This is a genomic window from Stakelama flava (assembly GCF_019351405.1).
Classification (GTDB): domain Bacteria; phylum Pseudomonadota; class Alphaproteobacteria; order Sphingomonadales; family Sphingomonadaceae; genus Sphingomonas; species Sphingomonas flava_A.
The window spans coordinates 16,184-32,291 of the sequence record NZ_JAHWZX010000023.1 but is presented as its reverse complement, the minus strand read 5'-3'; the positions used below and the strand labels follow the sequence as shown (position 1 = coordinate 32,291).

Genomic DNA, 16,108 nt, shown 5'->3' with positions numbered 1-16,108 from the left:
GATGCACTGGATGATCCTGCCGATAAAACGCTATTTCGAAATTTCCGGCCGGTCGCGCAGTCGCGAATACTGGATGTTCTGGCTGTTCACGATTCTGGTCGGCCTTGTCGCCGGCGCGATCGACACGATGCTGGGTTTTGGCGAAGTCGCGCGAACACGCGGCGATTTCATGTGGAATGTAAGCTGGGAAGGGCCGGTGAGTTCGCTATGCTCGCTGTTCCTCCTCATCCCCAGCATTACCGTTACCGTACGGCGGCTGCATGACGGGAATCGGTCGGCCTGGTGGTTGCTGCTCGCGCTGATCCCCCTGCTGGGCTGGATCGTCCTTTTCATTTTCATGATAAAGGACGGGACGCGCGGACCAAACCGCTACGGCCCCGATCCAAAGGACCCGGCCGGATATGCGGATGCGCGCGACGTTTTCGAATAACGAAACCGTTGTGCACGCTCCGCCCTTGCGCTAGGCGGTGCGCTTCGCAACGGGCCCCTGTGGCGAAATTGGTAGACGCGCTCGACTCAAAATCGAGAGCCGCAAGGCGTGCTGGTTCGAGTCCGGCCAGGGGCACCAGTACATATTGAGAACACTGTAGAAATCCGCGGAAAACTGCGGTATAATGACTCCTGTCGGTCCCAATAATTCTCACTTTGTTCCGCCAAGGTCCACCCAAAGTGGACCACGAGACGGGGACCATGAAACAACGCAGGAGTCGTGGTCCACCCCATGCTTACAACTGTGGAGATTCGCGCGCTCAAACCGCAAGCGCGCCCGTATAAGGTCTCGGACACCGATGGACTGTTCCTCCTGGTGCAACCTTCAGGAGCGCTTCTCTGGCGGTTCCGATACAAGATCTTCGGCACCGAGCGAAAACTCTCGCTCGGCTGCTTTCCAGAAATCTCGCTACGCGACGCCCGGCGCAAACGGGACATGGCACGGTCGCAGATCATCGACGGGATCGATCCCGTTGAAGAGAAGCGCCAGCGTCATTTCGAAGCGGAGCTCGCCGCGAAAAATACGTTCAAGCTGGTTGCCGACGAATATATCGAGAAGATGGAGCGCGAGGGTAAGTCTCCCGCCACCATCAAGAAGGCTCGCTGGTTTCTTGAACAGCTCGATCTCATTGCCAAACGGCCAATCGCGTCGATTACGCCCCATGAGCTCCTTGATGTCTTGAAGCGGGTCGAGCGTCGCGGCCACTACGAGACAGCACTGCGGTTGCGTGCCTTTGCCGGCCGGATTTTTCGATATGGTTTTGCGACGCTGCGCACCGATCGGAACCCGGCTGATATTCTCCGCGGCGCTCTCATCGTGCCCCAGGTGAAGCATCACGCTGCGATCCTGGAGCCAGCAAAGGTTGGAGAGCTGCTTCGTGCGATTGAGGTCTATAGCGGAAGACCCGAAACCATCTTCGCGCTCCGTCTCGCGCCGCATGTGTTTCTACGGCCGGGAGAGTTGCGTCATGGCAGATGGACCGAGATCGATTTTGCCGAGAAGGTTTGGCGCATCCCTCCCGAGCGCATGAAGATGAAGCAAGCGCACGCGGTGCCGCTTTCCAGACAGTCCGTGGAGATACTGAAGGAGCTGAATGATCTGGCGAGGCCGAATGACTACCTGTTTCCGGCACTGCACACGACAAAGCGGCCCATCTGCGAAAACACGCTTAACGTCGCGCTGCGCCGTATGGGCTATGCTCATGATGAAATGACGAGCCATGGATTTAGGGCCATGGCGAGTACACTTTTGAACGAATCTGGCCTCTGGCACCCCGATGCCATTGAGCGCGCCTTAGCACATGGAGATCAGAACAGGGTACGGGCAGCCTACCATCGTGGCGCACATTGGGCTGAACGGGTGAGGATGGCGCAATGGTGGTCCGACTATCTCGACGAGCTCCGAATCGGCGGGAAAGTGGTAAAGGCTGGCTTCCGCAAGCGAGCTTAGTTTGACTGATTTTGGGCCGACAGGAGACTGTCCGGTAATGGCGCTGCGAAGCGCTGAAGCGGACGTTCGGATCATGTAGGCTGAATTTCGATGCCGACATCAAGTTTGCCCAAGTTGATCTGCTCATTCCGCAGGAAGCGACGACACCGCGATATCCGCCATTGCATTGGCAATCGTGACTAGCCGGTCGCGCGGCAGCCGCTGCTCCGTGCCGTTCAGGCATAATCCGGCAACCGGTTCGCCTCGCACGCGCAGTGGGATCGCGACGCAGCTGAGGCCGGGTTGGTATAGCCCCTGCTCGATGGCGAAGCCGCGTTGGCGCACCGTATGAAGTTCTTCGCTCAGATCCGATGACTGATCCTCATTCTCCAGCGATTGCGCCACGCCGGGCATGAACGCAGCAAGCACCAAGCCGATCGCAGAGCCCGACAGCGGCTCGCGGCGGCCCAGGCGGCTGTGGATGGTTGGATTGTTCGGCAATTCGATGCCGTCGAGATAGTAGAGTTCATCGCCGCTCGGCACGATCAGATAGGTCGATTCATCGAAACGCCGCGCCGTCTCCTCCATCAGCGGCCTAAAGCGCCGCCGCAGTGCATCGTCGTCGCCCGCGATACGGGCGAGGTTGAGAATGCGGCCACCCAGCCGATAATCCGTCCCAGTAGTGGGACGCTGCACGTAACCCAGCGCGACCAGCGTGGCGAGGATGTTGTGCGCGGTGGAAGGCCGCACGTCGGCGGCGTTCGCGATGGCACGGAGCGGCGCGGAGCCCTCCGCCCGCGCGAGAAATTCCAGCATCCGTATCGCACGTTCGACCGACTGGATGGGCTTGCTCACCCCGCTCTCCATTCAACAATGTTGAAGTTATGCGCTTTACGTCCGCCGTTGGCCAACGCGACGGAACGGCTCCGCACGTTATCCCATTGCCAGTGCAGATGAACAACAGAGGAAACCAGCCAATGCCCCATATCGTGATGGCGCACTGTACGGCCTTACCGGGTCGCGAAGACGCGCTTGCTCGCTACATTGCGGAGTTAGCCGCAGCCGTTCGCAAAGAAGCGGGCAATGAGGGATTCGAGGTATTCCAGAAGCCTGAAGTCGAGCGCGGCTGGACGATGATCGAGCGCTACCGTGACCGGAATGCATTTGAGGTGCATCTGGCAAAGCCGCACACCAAGGTGTTCAATGAAGCCCTGGAGAACCTGGTCGAAGGCGGCGCGTCCGACGTAAACGAGCTTGCACCAGTCTGCCAGCCGGACGATGCCGCGCCCGGCGTTCGCGGCATCGATCACGTCGGTGTGACCGTGCCCGATATCGAAGCGGCGTCCGACTTCCTGACCCGCGCGTTTGGCGCGCGCACGCTCTACGATGTTCTGCCCGCCGATGCGGACCCCATGGAGGGTGACGAAGTGGAACATCAGCTCGGCATTCCCAAAGGCGCGCGGATCGAACATATGCGGCTGATGCGCATCGGCGCATCTGCGAATATCGAGATGTTCCGCATCGCCAATGCCGATCAGGCGGATGCCGCGGGGTTAGCCGATTACGGGCTGCAACATATCGCCCTTTACGTCGACGATATGGGAGCCGCCGTCGAACGGCTATCGCAGGCTGGCGGCGTCCTTCTTTCCGACCCGCATCCGCTCGCCGGTGTCGAAGGTGGCGAGCGCAATTCCGGCGTCTATGCCCGCGCGCCATGGGGTATGCTGATTGAGCTGATCTCGACCCCGGACGGGATCGACTACCCTGCCGATTGCTCGATGCCGCGCTGGAAGCCCAAGCCGAACAGCTAACCTTCAAGGAGGTACCCCGATGATCAAGATGACCATGTTTTTGAAGCGCAAGGCCGGGATGAGCCACGAGGACTTCGTGGAACACCATATCGAGGTGCACGGGCCCAAGTTCCGCTCCATCCCGGAAGCTGACAAGCATTGCCTGCGCTATATCCAGACGCACCCTGTAAAGCTGAAAACCGATGCGGCGCAGAATGCCGATTTCGACGGGACCGCGGAACTGTGGTTCGACAGCGAAGCCGGGATGGAGGCCGTGCTGACGTCTGACACCTACAAAGCCGTGGTCTTTCCGGACGAGAAGACCTTCCTCGATCACGACAATACGCTGATCCTGGTCGGCGAACAGGTCGAGATCATCGGCGACTTTCGCGAGGGATGATCGACGGCCCGTTGGAAGAAACCTGATCTATGCCGCGAGCATATCGCCCGACGCTAGGAGGCGTGGACAAATTTGAGCCAGTATCTGGCGGTGGCAAGATGGACCATGCCGAGGAAGCTGTGGGCCAGTTGATCGTAGCGTGTAGCGATGGCGCGGTTGATCTTGAGTTGCCCGAACATGCGTTCGATGCGATTGCGTTGCTTGTAAAGCGCCCGGTCATGCTCGATCTTCACGCGGCGGTTTGACCGACCGGGGATGACGGCCTCGATTTTCCGTTCGGCAAGGTCGGCACGGATTGCGTCGGCATCATAGCCCTTGTCGGCAAGCAATGCATCCGGCTTGCGCTCGGGCAGGCCGATCAGGGCGTCATAGGCTTTACAATCTGCCGCTTCGCCGACTGTCAGATGGAATGCGAGCGGTCGTCCGAGGGCATCAGCCAGGCAGTGAAGCTTACTCGTGAACCCGCCCCGCGAGCGACCAAGAGCGCGTCGATGAGTCCCCCTTTTCCGCCCGCTGCCGAGACGTGGGCGCGAACGGTGGTGCTGTCGATGCTGTAGTGGCCGCTGTCTGCCATGACCTCCGCGAGTGTCACCGCCACGGTTTCCCAGACCCCAGCTTCGCTCCATCGCCGGAAGCGGCGATAGATGGTATTCCAGCTACCGTATTTGGGCGGCACGTCGCGCCACGGAGCGCCACACCGCAATCGCCAGAGTATGCCGTTGATGATGGTGCGGTTCTGCTCGGGCCGTCTGCCTCTACCACGGTTTTCTGGCTCGATTGGCAGCAAGTCCTTCAGAACGCGCCATTCCGCTTCGTTGAGATCGCCTCGGCTCAAGCCTGCCTCCAAAAAGCAGCCTTGAATCAATCTGTCCGCGCGGCGTCAATCACTGAATGCCAGGTCGATCAGACAACATTGCGGTCGTTTGATCGGAATGCGATACCGTCATTATGATTTGGTGGGACTGGAAGACGAGTAAGCGCTTGGCTCTTATGGGTGGGATGTGCGGTGTTGCCGCAATCCCATGGCTCATCATCGGCTGGGCGTCGAAGGACTGGCGAGCGTTGGTTGGTGGCACCGCATTCTTGTTCATTCCGCAGATCGTCGGATGGCTGCTCTACGTGGGTCTTGCAACTGGCCGTATGCCGTCCGCGTATGGACGATCAGAAATGCGCGACACGTCCCCACGGTGGTTTTGGATTACCGGCGGTCTCTACGGCGGATTGCTTCTTTTCTTCTTCTACATAATCCTGAGTGTCACGATCAGCGGCACGATTTGGGGCTTCTGATGCCCGCTCACCGTTCGCACTCGGAATTTGTCCACGCCGCCTAGCATAGCGGCGACTGAAGCTGACGCCAGATACCTCGCATTAAAACCCGCCATTTCGCTTTCACTTGGTAGCGGCCGAACGGATCCGCCGTCGGCCGCTACGACCTTGTTAGATTTCGGTCCGTTCGGCGAGAAGCAGCGCATCTTCGACGTCGACCCCGAGATAGCGGACCGTGTTCTCGATCTTGGTGTGACCGAGCAGGATCTGGATGGCACGGATGTTCCCAGTAGCCCGGTAGATCATCGCCGCTTTCGTCCGCCGCATGGAATGCGTGCCGTATTCGGCTTTGCGTAGGTCGATGGCCGTGACCCATTCGTCGACCAGCCTCGCATACTGCCGGGTGCTCATCGGTTTCGCATGATCGATCCGGCTCGGGAACACGAAATCGCTGACCGTCCCGCCGCGGCTTTCGAGCCACGCATGAAGGCTCGCACGGACATCAGCAGTGATTTCGAATTGGACCGGCCGACCCGTCTTCTGCTAGATGACAATCGCCCGGGTTCGAATATCGCAGCCGTGTACGACCTCGCCGATCTTGAGCTTGACGAGATCACAACCCCGCAGTTTGCTATCGATCGCCAGATCGAACAGGGCACGGTCACGTAACCGGCCTTCGCGATCGAGATGGAAGCGGATTGCCCAGATCTGTTTCTGGTTGAGTGGACGCTTCGTGCCGACGGTCTTTCCGGTGTTCCAGGCCCGCCGGTTCTGCGCTACCGGATCGTATCGAGAGTAACTCATTTTCGTTCTCCTCGGCCATGATGGCCAAAGGTGAAACGCGATCGCGAATGGGATCCGTGGTCCCCTTCGGGAGCGATGCCGAGCTGATGGGTAGTATCTGATGCCCGTGGGTATCAGATATTGGTCAGTTCGTGGGCCGCTAGCCGTCTTTCCGCTCTAGGCGTAGATTGCGCAAAAAGCAGACCTTTTCCCGCGACCCATAACTGCTCCGCCAAAAAGCAGTCTTGGAAGCGAAGCTGTGCAAAGCACAATCAGAACCCGACCCGCTTGGGAATCCCTTTTGTCAACACGGCCTAGAGAGGAAAATGACAGCGGAGCATGATCCGCTAGCCCAAGAATTGTCCTGCTATTGGTCGCGAAACCAGACATTCCGGGCAAAAAGGACAAGAACGCCAATAAGCTGCATCAAGGCCGATAACACGAGAAGGAAGGTGATCCAGCCTTCGCTTAAATGAAAATAGACCCCGGATTTCTCCCCAATGTGAAAGGAGGATGAGATTGCCAGCCCGGTGATTGCGGAAACAAGCGCAGATATGGTGAGCCAGCCATACGATGTGTTGAAAAGGCGATGAGTTCTGTGCTTTTTTTCAGTAATCGCGATGATGGTGGCGTCTTTCGTTACGCCTGTCTTCATGCCGAACGTGCCAATTTTCACCCAGGCTGCACCGTCTGCACCTGTGCGAGGGTTCTTCGTCGGAAAGGTCTGGCTTTTGCCATCGACCGTCACCTTCACAAAGTCTGCGTCTTGGAGATTGGCGAAAGCATCGTTGTTCGCTGGCATCGAAATTGAGCCATCAGCGACAGCCTTGTCGCTGATGGCTAAGATTTGAGTCACTGGTGCATCTGCCGTGACAATGTCCTCGCCCTCGGTCTGGGTCTGATTCATCCCTGCATCTGCCGCCAGGTGATAACAAGAACCCGCAAAAGCTCGATCAGGTCATCGGGGTCCAGCTTCAGTGTTTCGGCCAGGATAACGGCTGCCGCGATGAGGCGCTTACCTTCCGGGGTGAGGCGGTACCAGAAAGGCTCTGTATCATCCGTGTTGAAGCGTCGGGGGGCTTCTTCGAGAAATGCGTTCACGGCGTCCAAAAGCCACGCATATTCGGGATTGGCCTCGACGAATTCTTCTAACGTCCGGTAGCGTGCAGCCTCGCGTAAAACCGCAGAGGACACGAGAGCGGTGACCGCATTTTGGATAGACGGGCCGCCAGATTGGATGACTGCTGCCGCCGCGAGGATGGCGGGATCGCAAATTCCGCAAATCCATCGGGGATAGTTTGAATCGCGGTGACCATGGCCCTTACACGACATCGCGGAGCAAACCCGGCATACACCTAAAGCATCGCCACCGGGGGTTGAGCCAGGGATTGGATTATAGCCTCGATCGCAGAGAAGGCATCCGGCAGCCATATTCTGTTCGCTCCCATGTGGCGAAGGTAGCGAAAACCCGCTCAAGCTTTGGAGCCGGAGCGAGGCCGGTGTTATCACCGTTCACCGCCGTCGGCTTCCCAGTCTGTACCGTGGGGCGAGAGTAACACGATGGGCACAGAAGCGCCAGTAAGTCTGTACGAAGGACAGCTTTCGGGCAGTTTGGTGAAGCGCTCGAATGACTGACATGGGACGCGAAGCAACCGTCGACACTCGCCGACATAACGGTCATCCGCGGCTGTAAATGACTCATCAATAGCCCCCCGTACATTCATCACCCCTGATTCACCGTTTCAAGCCGTTTAGGCAAAAAGGATTACAACCCTCGGCTACATGTCGTGAAGGACTTCGAACGGTGCGGCAGCCGGGCGTCTTGCTCGCCAGCTTTAGGCGCGTGATCGAAACAATTAGTTGGTACCCCCTTTCAAAACTTCATGTGAGAGCCAGCCTTGCCGATCGAAGACCATCCGAGTTTCAATTGCCCTCCGGTGAGCCAGCGGCTGTGGCGCTACATCGATTTTCCCAAATTCACCGAGCTCCTTACATCCCGGCGGCTCTGGCTAACTAACGCAGAGATCCTAGCAGCCGACGATCCGCACGAAGGGCTACAAGGTGCTGTGCAATTCCCCCATCGAATGTGGCGATCCCTCGGCGACGTTCCTGAAGTGCTTCGCAAGCAGATCATCGCGAAAGGACGTGGCAAGCCTGATGAGACCGACGAGCAGACGTTCAAGGGCTGGTTCATGGGCGAAGAACAATGCTGCTTTATGACGCTATCAAATCGGCGGAACTTCTTCGTAAATTGCTGGCACGCAGCCGATTATGAATCGGCCGCGATGTGGAAGATTTACGGTTCACCCGGCGGCGGGGTCGCCATCGTATCAAGTGGCGGCCGACTCCATACCGCTCTCGCCCAAGCGAACGAGAAAATCTATCTTGGTGCTGTAAGATATGTCGATCCAATGTCTTTCGAGATCGGCACGCCAAACGCCTTTGACACTATAGTGAGGAAGCGGTCGGGCTTCGCCTACGAGCAGGAAGTGCGTCTCGTTCACTGGGAGACCGGCCACTACCATGATCCTCTGTCGAACTTTGACTGGAATGAGCAAACAATGCGTTTCGACAATATCGTCCCGGATCCACGCCCAATTGCTCCTGGGGTAACTGTCGACTGCGATCTCGACACAATGATCGAGCATGTGTTGGTCTCCCCACTCGCGCCGGCATGGTATCTGCCGATGATCGAGCGGTTGAAAGAGAAGCTTGGCTACAGTTTTCCGGTTAGCCACTCGGATCTGCTAACGGTGCCGCCAACGATTGATTGAACGCAAGAATATGACTGTACCAATGGCGGCCGCCGCCGACATAGCCGTCGTTCCCGGCTTCGGATTAGCTCGCCAAAAGCTGCCCTATGGGAAGATACTCGCCAACGATGGTTACTGGGCCGCGTCGAGGTCATCGAACTGGGCGATCAGCTTGGCTGTCTCGATGCCGGAAGGTTCGCGCATGCCTAGCGCATCGATTTCGCCCGCGTCGACCTCCGTCTGGCGCAAATCGAAAGAGTCGCGACTGAGGTACAGATCGTACAGTGCCGCCTTCGACTCCGACCCCAGCATCTTCACGATCGCGACCTTCACCGCATAGGGACAGCGATAGCCGAAATAGATGCCGGTAATACGATAATCGCCGCAATCGCCAGGCTTGTCACCGATATCGCGCCACTCTTGCTCATAGTGCCAGTCGGGGGCTTTCGAGTAAAAGTGCGTGTCGAAGGCGCGTCGGGCGGCAGCTTCGTCGCCGCCGAGTTTCCAGGCGTAAATGTCGCTCGCTTTGACCGAGCGATCGCCATCGTACCGTACCTTGGCGAGCTGGTCATGCGGCAGTTCGCTAGTGTCGAACTCGATGCAGATGCCGCGATGCTCATCGGCATAATGGGACCACATCAGCACGGATTTCCACGAGGCGGAGAAGGCCAGGACGCCACGCGTGTCGAATTCCTTCTTGACCTCGCTGCCGACCGAATCCGCGAGCATCCGCATCAGATAATCGCGGGCATCGCCGGGCACCTTGATGTCGCCATACTCGCTCGCATAGTGGACCGACGACGCGATATCGTGATGCCAATGATCCTCGCGATCCGGCCCATACAGAGCCTTGAGTAAGTCGGACATCTTCTTGGGTGAGATATCCGGTTCTATCGCCAACTCACAGTCTAGTGGATCATTGAAGCTGCGCGGATTGGCGAAATAGAGTCCATGATCCGTGATCATCTTGAGCGTGGTCAAGTCGAACCGACGATATTTGAAGAGCTTTTCGGGAATGCTGTGCTCTTTTAGCATAGTTCGTCTCCTCCCCACCTGTCGATCCCTGATTTACAAGCGCCGCATTCGCTGGACAATAGTGCCGCGCGCAATGCTATGCAGGATACGACCTGGATGATAGTCCCGGTCGGTAAGAAGGAGGGCAAATGGCGCGGATTCGCCACATTGGCATCAGCAATTTCCGATGCATCGAGCAACTGAACTGGTTTCCGGCGGTGGGAATCAATTGCCTGATTGGTCCGGGCGACGCCGGAAAGTCCTCGATATTGGACGCAATCGATTTTTGTCTTGGCGCGCGCCGGACGGTGCAATTCACTGATGCCGACTTTCACGGTCTGAACGTCGCGACCCCGATCGTTATTCGTATCACGATTGGCGACCTCTCCGATGCCCTCAAGAGCATGGAGACCTATGGCGCCTATGTTCGAGGATTTGATCCTGCGACGCAGGCGATCGATGACGAACCTGAGGCTGGCAAGGAGACGGTGCTCACCGTCCAACTGACGGTCGACAGCGATCTCGACCCGGTATGGACGCTCGTTTCGGATCGCGCGCAAGCGCAAGGGCTATCGCGCAACCTCACCTGGGGCGACCGCACCCGCCTCGCGCCGACGCGCATCGGCGCGCTTGCGGAGAGCAACCTCGCCTGGCGCCGTGGCTCGGTGCTGAACCGATTGACCGAAGAAAAGGCCGACACATCCGCCGCCCTTGCGAGTGCCGCGCGCGATGCGCGCAAGGCATTTGGCAACCTCGCCGATGCACAGCTCGGCGAAACACTGAAGATCGTAGCCGACACGGCGCGCGAGCTCGGTATTCCGGCGGGAGACACCTTGAAGGCGATGCTCGACGCCCATTCGGTGTCGTTCAGCGGCGGCACCGTCGCGCTCCACGGCGATGATGGCGTGCCGCTCCGCGCGCTCGGCGTCGGATCGACGCGCCTGCTGGTCGCCGGCCTCCAGCGCAAGGCGGCAAAGGAATCGAGCGTCCTGCTTGTCGACGAACTCGAACATGGTCTGGAGCCGCACCGCATCATTCGCCTGCTCGGGTCGATCGGGGCCAAGGAGGCGCCGTCGCCGATCCAAGCATTCGTCACAACCCATTCCCCGGTCGCGCTACGTGAACTGCGCGGCGACCAACTCTGGATCGTACGCAAGAACAAGGGGTCGCACGGGATGGACCTTGTCGGCACGACTGATCCCATTCAAGGAACGATTAGAGCCCATCCCGAGGCGTTCCTATCGCGTTCGGTGCTCGTGTGCGAAGGCGCAAGCGAAACTGGGCTGATGCGGGGGCTCGACCTCTTTTATTCCAGTCAGGGGACCGTCTCGCTAAATGCGCTCGGTGTCGCGTTGGTCGATGCCGGGGGCGTCAGCAAGATCTATGGGCGGGCAAACGTCATCGCCAGGCTGGGCTACCGCACCGCGTCGCTTCGCGACGACGACGTCCAGCCCGACGCTTCCGAAGAGGAGGCCTTCCAATTCAACAACGGCACCGTGTTCAAATGGGCGCCGGGGCAAGCCCTTGAGCATGCGATCTTCCACGGGGTGAGCGACGCAGCGGTCCATCTTCTCTTGGAGCGGGCGATCGAAATCCATGGTGAGGACCTGATCGCCGAGCACATCTCCGCAGCATCACAGAGCCTCGTCACGCTCGCCACCTGTCAGGGGCCGGTCAGCCCAGCGACGCGGCAAATCCTCGCCGTGGCTTCGAAATGGAAGAAGAATGCGTGGTTCAAGACGGTGACGTGGATGGAAGAAGCGGCCCGGGATATCATTGCCCCTGACATGGCCAACGCGACCCCCGCATTCCAAGCAGTCGTTGGGAATATCTACCAGTGGTGCAGCGGTGGCTGACGTCGACCTCCTCTCGATCGACAAGGGGACGGTGACGGCGCCGGCCGGATGCGGAAAAACGCACTTGATTGCGCTGGCGCTCGGCCGCCATCAGGGTCTGAAGCCGATTTTGGTGCTGACGCATACCAACGCCGGCGTCGCCGCGCTTCGCGCTCGGCTGAATAGAGCGGGTGTCGCGCCGGCCAAATATCGGCTCTCAACGATCGACGGTTGGTGCATGCGCCTGCTCACGCTGTTTCCGAAGCGTGGCGGGTATGACCCGACGATCCTGTCGGTCACACATCCGAAGTCGCACTATCCGGCAATCCGCAAGGCAGCCGCAATCCTCTTGCGCGACGGGCATGTTAACGACGTGCTGGCTGCCACCTACGATCGCTTGATCGTTGATGAGTATCAGGACTGTTCCGAGATACAGCACGCGATCGTTTATTATGCGGCGCTAAGTCTGCGGACCTGTGTCCTCGGTGACCCGATGCAGGCGATTTTCGGATTGCAGGGCAATGCACTTGCTGATTGGCAGCAGCAGGTCTGCACTCATTTTCCGGTGGCGGCCGAGTTGACGGTCCCCTGGCGATGGATCAATGCTGGCGAGGAGGCTTTCGGACGGTATTTGCTCGGGGTTCGCCAGAGCTTGGTGGCGGGTCAAGGCGTCGACCTCGCCGCCGCCCCGCCCAACATTTCATGGGTGCATCTCGACGGGACCGAGGATCATCAGCGCCGACTGCGCGCAGGCGCAGCGCAGGCCTCGCGAGATGAGCAGGTCCTCATCATTGCAGATTCCAAGAACCCAGCAGGCCAACGGCAATTTGCCAGCCAGATCCACGGTGCCGTCACCGTCGAGAATGTCGATATGCGCGACCTGGTGACCTTCGGCGAGGGCCTGAACCTCGACGCGCCCGATCTCCTCGTCCACGTCGTGAACTTCGCTGGCTCAGTCATGACCAATACTGGCGGCGCCAATCTTCTGAACCGCGTGGCGACGCTTCGCGCCGGGCGTGAACGGCGGCCGGCGTCGCCGGTCGAAGCGTCGGCGGTCAGGCTGGCAGGCGCGCCGAGCTATCATGGCATTGCCGCGCTGCTAAGTGAAATCAGCCAGGAAGGCGGTGTAAGGACGCACCGCCCGGCGATCCTGCGCGGTGCGCTAAGGATGCTGAAGAGTTGTGGAGATGACGCGAACCTCGTCCCTGCGGAAGCGGCGGTTCAGGAGCGTGAGCGCTCGCGTCTGATCGGTCGCCCGCTCGCCAAGCGCACGGTCGGCAGCACCTTGTTGTTGAAAGGCCTTGAGGCGGATGTCGCCGTCATTCTCGATCCCGCCGAAATGGATCGCCGACACCTTTACGTGGCGATGACACGAGGGGCGAAGCGGCTGGTGATTTGCTCTCGCACGCAGCGTCTGACGCCGTCTTAGACGGCACGCCGTCGCGGTCCAAAGTCGTCTTTGCGAGGACACGGCCGATAGCCTAAAGTCGGATTATGGCTGCCGAGGAAAATGATGAAGAGCGCCGACGTCGCGATGACGCTGAGGAAGAGCGACATTATTGGGAATCGCTCGAGGACGCGCGCCGCGACAAGGAAAAGCAGGAGGCCGAGCAGCGCGAGGCGGCGATTGAGACAATGGAAAAGTGGTTCTTCGAGCAGTTCGAGGATCCGCAGAACGAGACGCCGCGCGACAGCGAAAGTCAGACCTACATCTATCCCTGGGGCGGCCCTTTTGAAGCGAGTGACGTCCTTCACGGTCAATTCTCGCACGATTTCGATCAGGCGCTAATCGACGCGGCAGTCGAGCGGATCGAGCGCGACGGCACGACCGAATGGGCGCCGACCTCTTATGGCGACTATTACGAGCATCCCGATCCCGAGCAGGACGCGGAGGGGCAGGATGCGACAGTTCGGCAGCTAACCCAGCAGGTCCTCGACCGGTTGGACAAGCTGGAGGCGGCGGTCGCCGAACTGCCAGGACGGCCCGGTACGATCGGCCACAACGTGCCGCCCGAGGAGGTCGGGCTCCCACCTTACGAAGAGGTCAATCCTACTGAGATCAAGACGGCGATCGTCGAGGTGCACGATGTTCTCGCTCAGGACGACCCTGACCCCCTGCAACTGGTCACGCTTTCGCGGCGGTTTGATGGGTGGGGCACAAAGATTGGGCATTGGTTAGCGAAGAAAGCTGACCTTGCGGTAGACGAGGCCGTCAAGAACGGGATGAAGCTGGCGGCGGCGAGCGTGCTACTCCACGAGCTAGGGCACGACCTAATCACACTCGCCAAGCATCTGCTGGCGCAATTTTAGTAACGATCGCCCGCCACCGTGTCAGCCGGATCGTGTTTGACAACTGCGCCTCGACCGTCAGGTCGCAGGCCACCGTACCAGTATATCATCATTGCCGACTAACTTAATGTCTGCTTTCGGGAAGGCCGTCGGAACCGTTTAACGGCCGAAAATAGGGCGCAAAGCGGTCATCCTGATTGCCCTTCTCTCGCATCATAGAACATCGGATTGCGCAGCCATGCTTCGATCGCGGACTGGCGCCAGCCGGTGCAGCGAGTGCTGATCTGTATGCTCCTGGGGAAGGTGCCGCTGTTCATCTTCCGGTAAAGCGTCGACCGGCTGAGGCCTGTACAGTCGAGCACGGTGTTGAGCCGAAGAATGCGGTCGGGCTGGTCTGACATGGCATAATCCTGTTCGCGAGGTCGTGAAGCGGTGCGAACAGGATTGAGCGCCGATGGGCCCTTCGCAAGGCGGCCGGGGGCGTCTTGCGGCACTATGTGGCGCCAGCGTTCCAGCGCGTAGTTTTTGCAAAAAACATCGAAGTCCCAGGGCGTCCCGCGCTTCGCGCGGCCGGGCTCTACGCCGCTTCGCGCGGCGCCGAGTCTTCGTCTCGGCCCGGTCGGGTTGCGATCCCTGACGCTGTGGCCGGCGTTGGTCGCGCCGGCATGCGGACGCCCGCTGGCGCGGGCGGCGCTGGGTGCCTCCGGCACCGGTGAGGCGGGGGTGGGCGTCGCTGCCCTGTGATCTCCGCCGCGGCGTGCCGCAATCCCGGCTGTGCCGGGGTCCTTCTCTTCGTTTCGGCCCTTCGGGTGCTGCCCGCCCGTGCGGGCGGGATCGTCGGTTCGCTCCTGCCGCCCACCCCCGCCTTTCCGGGGCCGGTTGCGGTGGTTTTGAAGGAGTGACGGATCATGAAGACCGATAACCGCCCGAGCCTGTATGCCGAGGTGACCAATCATATCATCGCCGAGCTCGAACAGGGTGTCGTGCCCTGGGTACGACCTTGGAATGCCAGCGCCTGCGGGTGCGCCATGCCGCATAATGCCGGAACCGGACGGCGCTATTCGGGGATCAATGTGTTGATCCTCTGGGCCGCCGTTATCGAAGGGCGCTATGCCTCGCACCGCTGGCTGACCTACCGCCAGGCGCAAGCCGCAGGTGGCAATGTCCGCAAGGGCGAGAAGGGGACCATTGTTTGTTATGCCGATCGGTTCACGCCGAAGCGCGAGGCCGAGCGTGCACGCGACGAGGATCGCGAGGCGCGGCAGATTGCGTTTCTCAAGCGCTTTACCGTGTTCAATGTCGACCAGTGCGACGGATTACCCGAACGCTTTGCCGAGACGACCGACCAGCCCGAACCCGAAGCGATATTGCCGCAGGTCCGCACGCTGATCGATGCGAGCGGTGCAGACTTTCGCATTGGGGGCGACGAAGCCTATTACGCGCCGGGCGGCGACTATGTCGCGGTACCGCCGCAGGCGGCGTTTGGCGAGCCGATCAACTGGTATCGCACCGCGCTTCACGAGCTTGGCCATTGGACCGGACATCGCACCCGGTTGGACCGCGACCAGACGGGTAAGTTTGGCAGCGCACCTTATGCCCGCGAGGAACTGGTCGCCGAGATGGCGAGCGCCTTTGCCTGTGCATCGCTGTCGATCGAACCGACCGTTCGGCATGCCGATTATATCGGTAGCTGGCTTGCCGTGCTGCGCGAGGACGACAAGGCGATCTTCCGGGCAGCGAGCGCTGCCAGCAAGGCAGCCGATATGTTGCTGGGCTTTGCAGGGGAGGGCGTGTCATGACCGATGCAGCAACGCTTGCCCGCATGGCGATCGCCTATCGCCGGTTCCCGGAGCGCGACCGCGCAATCTTCGAGGCAGTGCGGTTCGACAATCTCGACTATGGCCACGCAGCCGAGCGCCACGGCTGCAGCATCGAGGAGGTGGCCCAGGCCCTCGCGCGCGTACTGGTCGCGCTCGATCGCGCGGCGATGGAGGAATGACGAACGCGCGCCCCGGCAAATGTCGGGCGCGCTTGTCGAAACTCCCCGCGCACCGCTAGGA

At 60.0% G+C, this 16,108-nt stretch carries 16 protein-coding genes, 1 tRNA gene and 2 pseudogenes; 12 read left to right on the top strand and 7 right to left on the bottom strand.

Translation table 11 applies throughout. The features are described from left to right. The 3 genes from KY084_RS15800 to KY084_RS15790 all read left to right on the top strand — a co-directional run. A partial coding sequence (locus tag KY084_RS15800) for a DUF805 domain-containing protein (RefSeq protein ID WP_219239391.1) occupies positions 1 to 430 on the top strand: 430 nt, incomplete at its 5' end. A 53-nt stretch (positions 431 to 483) separates the two neighbouring features. After that, positions 484 to 568: transfer RNA gene (locus tag KY084_RS15795), tRNA-Leu, on the top strand. A gap of 153 nt (positions 569 to 721) precedes the next feature. Beyond that, positions 722 to 1,939, top strand: coding sequence for a tyrosine-type recombinase/integrase (locus tag KY084_RS15790; RefSeq protein ID WP_219239390.1), 1,218 nt, complete (start codon positions 722 to 724; stop codon positions 1,937 to 1,939). A gap of 123 nt (positions 1,940 to 2,062) precedes the next feature. Here KY084_RS15790 and KY084_RS15785 read toward each other — a convergent pair whose 3' ends face one another. After that, complete coding sequence (locus KY084_RS15785; RefSeq protein WP_219239389.1) at positions 2,063 to 2,773, bottom strand: IclR family transcriptional regulator; 711 nt, start codon at positions 2,771 to 2,773, stop codon at positions 2,063 to 2,065. Between the two features lie 122 nt (positions 2,774 to 2,895). Between KY084_RS15785 and KY084_RS15780 the strand changes: the two genes are divergently transcribed. Next, positions 2,896 to 3,729, top strand: a complete 834-nt coding sequence (locus tag KY084_RS15780; RefSeq protein ID WP_219239388.1) for an antibiotic biosynthesis monooxygenase — start codon at positions 2,896 to 2,898, stop codon at positions 3,727 to 3,729. A 19-nt stretch (positions 3,730 to 3,748) separates the two neighbouring features. Continuing rightward, complete coding sequence (locus KY084_RS15775) at positions 3,749 to 4,108, top strand: EthD domain-containing protein (protein WP_219239387.1); 360 nt, start codon at positions 3,749 to 3,751, stop codon at positions 4,106 to 4,108. A 53-nt stretch (positions 4,109 to 4,161) separates the two neighbouring features. On the opposite strand, the pseudogene KY084_RS15770 reads toward KY084_RS15775, so the two are convergent. Further along, a pseudogene (locus tag KY084_RS15770) lies at positions 4,162 to 4,895 on the bottom strand (IS5 family transposase). A gap of 161 nt (positions 4,896 to 5,056) precedes the next feature. On the opposite strand from KY084_RS15770, the gene KY084_RS15765 reads away from it, so the two are divergent. Continuing rightward, positions 5,057 to 5,395, top strand: a complete 339-nt coding sequence (locus KY084_RS15765; protein ID WP_219239386.1) for a hypothetical protein — start codon at positions 5,057 to 5,059, stop codon at positions 5,393 to 5,395. Between the two features lie 150 nt (positions 5,396 to 5,545). Here the strand turns inward: KY084_RS15765 and KY084_RS15760 are convergent. The 3 genes and pseudogenes from KY084_RS15760 to KY084_RS15750 form a co-directional block, all read right to left on the bottom strand. Continuing rightward, a pseudogene (locus tag KY084_RS15760) lies at positions 5,546 to 6,178 on the bottom strand (tyrosine-type recombinase/integrase). A gap of 346 nt (positions 6,179 to 6,524) precedes the next feature. Continuing rightward, positions 6,525 to 7,064, bottom strand: coding sequence for a hypothetical protein (locus KY084_RS15755; protein WP_219239385.1), 540 nt, complete (start codon positions 7,062 to 7,064; stop codon positions 6,525 to 6,527). Next, positions 7,061 to 7,489, bottom strand: a complete 429-nt coding sequence (locus KY084_RS15750) for a hypothetical protein (RefSeq protein ID WP_219239384.1) — start codon at positions 7,487 to 7,489, stop codon at positions 7,061 to 7,063. The genes KY084_RS15755 and KY084_RS15750 overlap by 4 nt, the downstream gene beginning before the upstream one ends. 566 nt (positions 7,490 to 8,055) lie before the next feature. Here KY084_RS15750 and KY084_RS15745 point away from each other — a divergent pair. Next, entirely contained in the window at positions 8,056 to 8,931 is an 876-nt protein-coding gene (locus tag KY084_RS15745; RefSeq protein ID WP_219239383.1) for a DUF2971 domain-containing protein, read from the top strand. Positions 8,932 to 9,042: 111 nt separating this feature from the next. Here KY084_RS15745 and KY084_RS15740 read toward each other — a convergent pair whose 3' ends face one another. After that, on the bottom strand, positions 9,043 to 9,891 hold the full coding sequence (locus KY084_RS15740; RefSeq protein ID WP_219239382.1) for a DUF2971 domain-containing protein: 849 nt from the start codon (positions 9,889 to 9,891) through the stop codon (positions 9,043 to 9,045). Between the two features lie 182 nt (positions 9,892 to 10,073). Here KY084_RS15740 and KY084_RS15735 point away from each other — a divergent pair, with 182 nt between their 5' ends. From KY084_RS15735 to KY084_RS15725, 3 genes are all read left to right on the top strand, one after another. Next, positions 10,074 to 11,780 carry an ATP-dependent nuclease gene (locus KY084_RS15735; RefSeq protein ID WP_219239381.1) on the top strand — a complete coding sequence of 569 codons (1,707 nt, stop codon included), beginning with the start codon at positions 10,074 to 10,076 and terminating at the stop codon, positions 11,778 to 11,780. After that, on the top strand, positions 11,773 to 13,188 hold the full coding sequence (locus tag KY084_RS15730; RefSeq protein ID WP_219239380.1) for a UvrD-helicase domain-containing protein: 1,416 nt from the start codon (positions 11,773 to 11,775) through the stop codon (positions 13,186 to 13,188). The genes KY084_RS15735 and KY084_RS15730 overlap by 8 nt, the downstream gene beginning before the upstream one ends. A gap of 65 nt (positions 13,189 to 13,253) precedes the next feature. Next, a complete protein-coding gene (locus tag KY084_RS15725) occupies positions 13,254 to 14,069 on the top strand; it encodes a hypothetical protein (RefSeq protein ID WP_219239379.1) in 816 nt (271 codons plus the stop codon). Between the two features lie 167 nt (positions 14,070 to 14,236). Here KY084_RS15725 and KY084_RS15720 read toward each other — a convergent pair whose 3' ends face one another. Next, positions 14,237 to 14,449 (bottom strand): helix-turn-helix transcriptional regulator, encoded by a 213-nt coding sequence (locus tag KY084_RS15720; RefSeq protein WP_219239378.1) that lies wholly within the window; start codon positions 14,447 to 14,449, stop codon positions 14,237 to 14,239. 507 nt (positions 14,450 to 14,956) lie between these two features. Here KY084_RS15720 and KY084_RS15715 point away from each other — a divergent pair. Both KY084_RS15715 and KY084_RS15710 read left to right on the top strand, forming a co-directional pair. Next, entirely contained in the window at positions 14,957 to 15,847 is an 891-nt protein-coding gene (locus tag KY084_RS15715) for an ArdC family protein (protein ID WP_219239377.1), read from the top strand. After that, positions 15,844 to 16,047 (top strand): sigma factor-like helix-turn-helix DNA-binding protein, encoded by a 204-nt coding sequence (locus KY084_RS15710; protein ID WP_219239376.1) that lies wholly within the window; start codon positions 15,844 to 15,846, stop codon positions 16,045 to 16,047. The genes KY084_RS15715 and KY084_RS15710 overlap by 4 nt, the downstream gene beginning before the upstream one ends. Positions 16,048 to 16,108 lie beyond the last annotated feature (61 nt).

Bases quoted from the DNA above. Each gene is read 5' to 3' on its own strand.
- KY084_RS15715 (WP_219239377.1), top strand. From the start codon at position 14,957: ATGAAGACCGATAACCGCCCGAGCCTGTATGCCGAGGTGACCAATCAT.
- KY084_RS15755 (WP_219239385.1), bottom strand. From the start codon at position 7,064: ATGAATCAGACCCAGACCGAGGGCGAGGACATTGTCACGGCAGATGCA.
- KY084_RS15725 (WP_219239379.1), top strand. From the start codon at position 13,254: ATGGCTGCCGAGGAAAATGATGAAGAGCGCCGACGTCGCGATGACGCT.
- KY084_RS15720 (WP_219239378.1), bottom strand. From the start codon at position 14,449: ATGTCAGACCAGCCCGACCGCATTCTTCGGCTCAACACCGTGCTCGAC.
- KY084_RS15790 (WP_219239390.1), top strand. From the start codon at position 722: ATGCTTACAACTGTGGAGATTCGCGCGCTCAAACCGCAAGCGCGCCCG.
- KY084_RS15765 (WP_219239386.1), top strand. From the start codon at position 5,057: ATGATTTGGTGGGACTGGAAGACGAGTAAGCGCTTGGCTCTTATGGGT.
- KY084_RS15780 (WP_219239388.1), top strand. From the start codon at position 2,896: ATGCCCCATATCGTGATGGCGCACTGTACGGCCTTACCGGGTCGCGAA.
- KY084_RS15710 (WP_219239376.1), top strand. From the start codon at position 15,844: ATGACCGATGCAGCAACGCTTGCCCGCATGGCGATCGCCTATCGCCGG.
- KY084_RS15735 (WP_219239381.1), top strand. From the start codon at position 10,074: ATGGCGCGGATTCGCCACATTGGCATCAGCAATTTCCGATGCATCGAG.
- KY084_RS15750 (WP_219239384.1), bottom strand. From the start codon at position 7,489: ATGTCGTGTAAGGGCCATGGTCACCGCGATTCAAACTATCCCCGATGG.
- KY084_RS15775 (WP_219239387.1), top strand. From the start codon at position 3,749: ATGATCAAGATGACCATGTTTTTGAAGCGCAAGGCCGGGATGAGCCAC.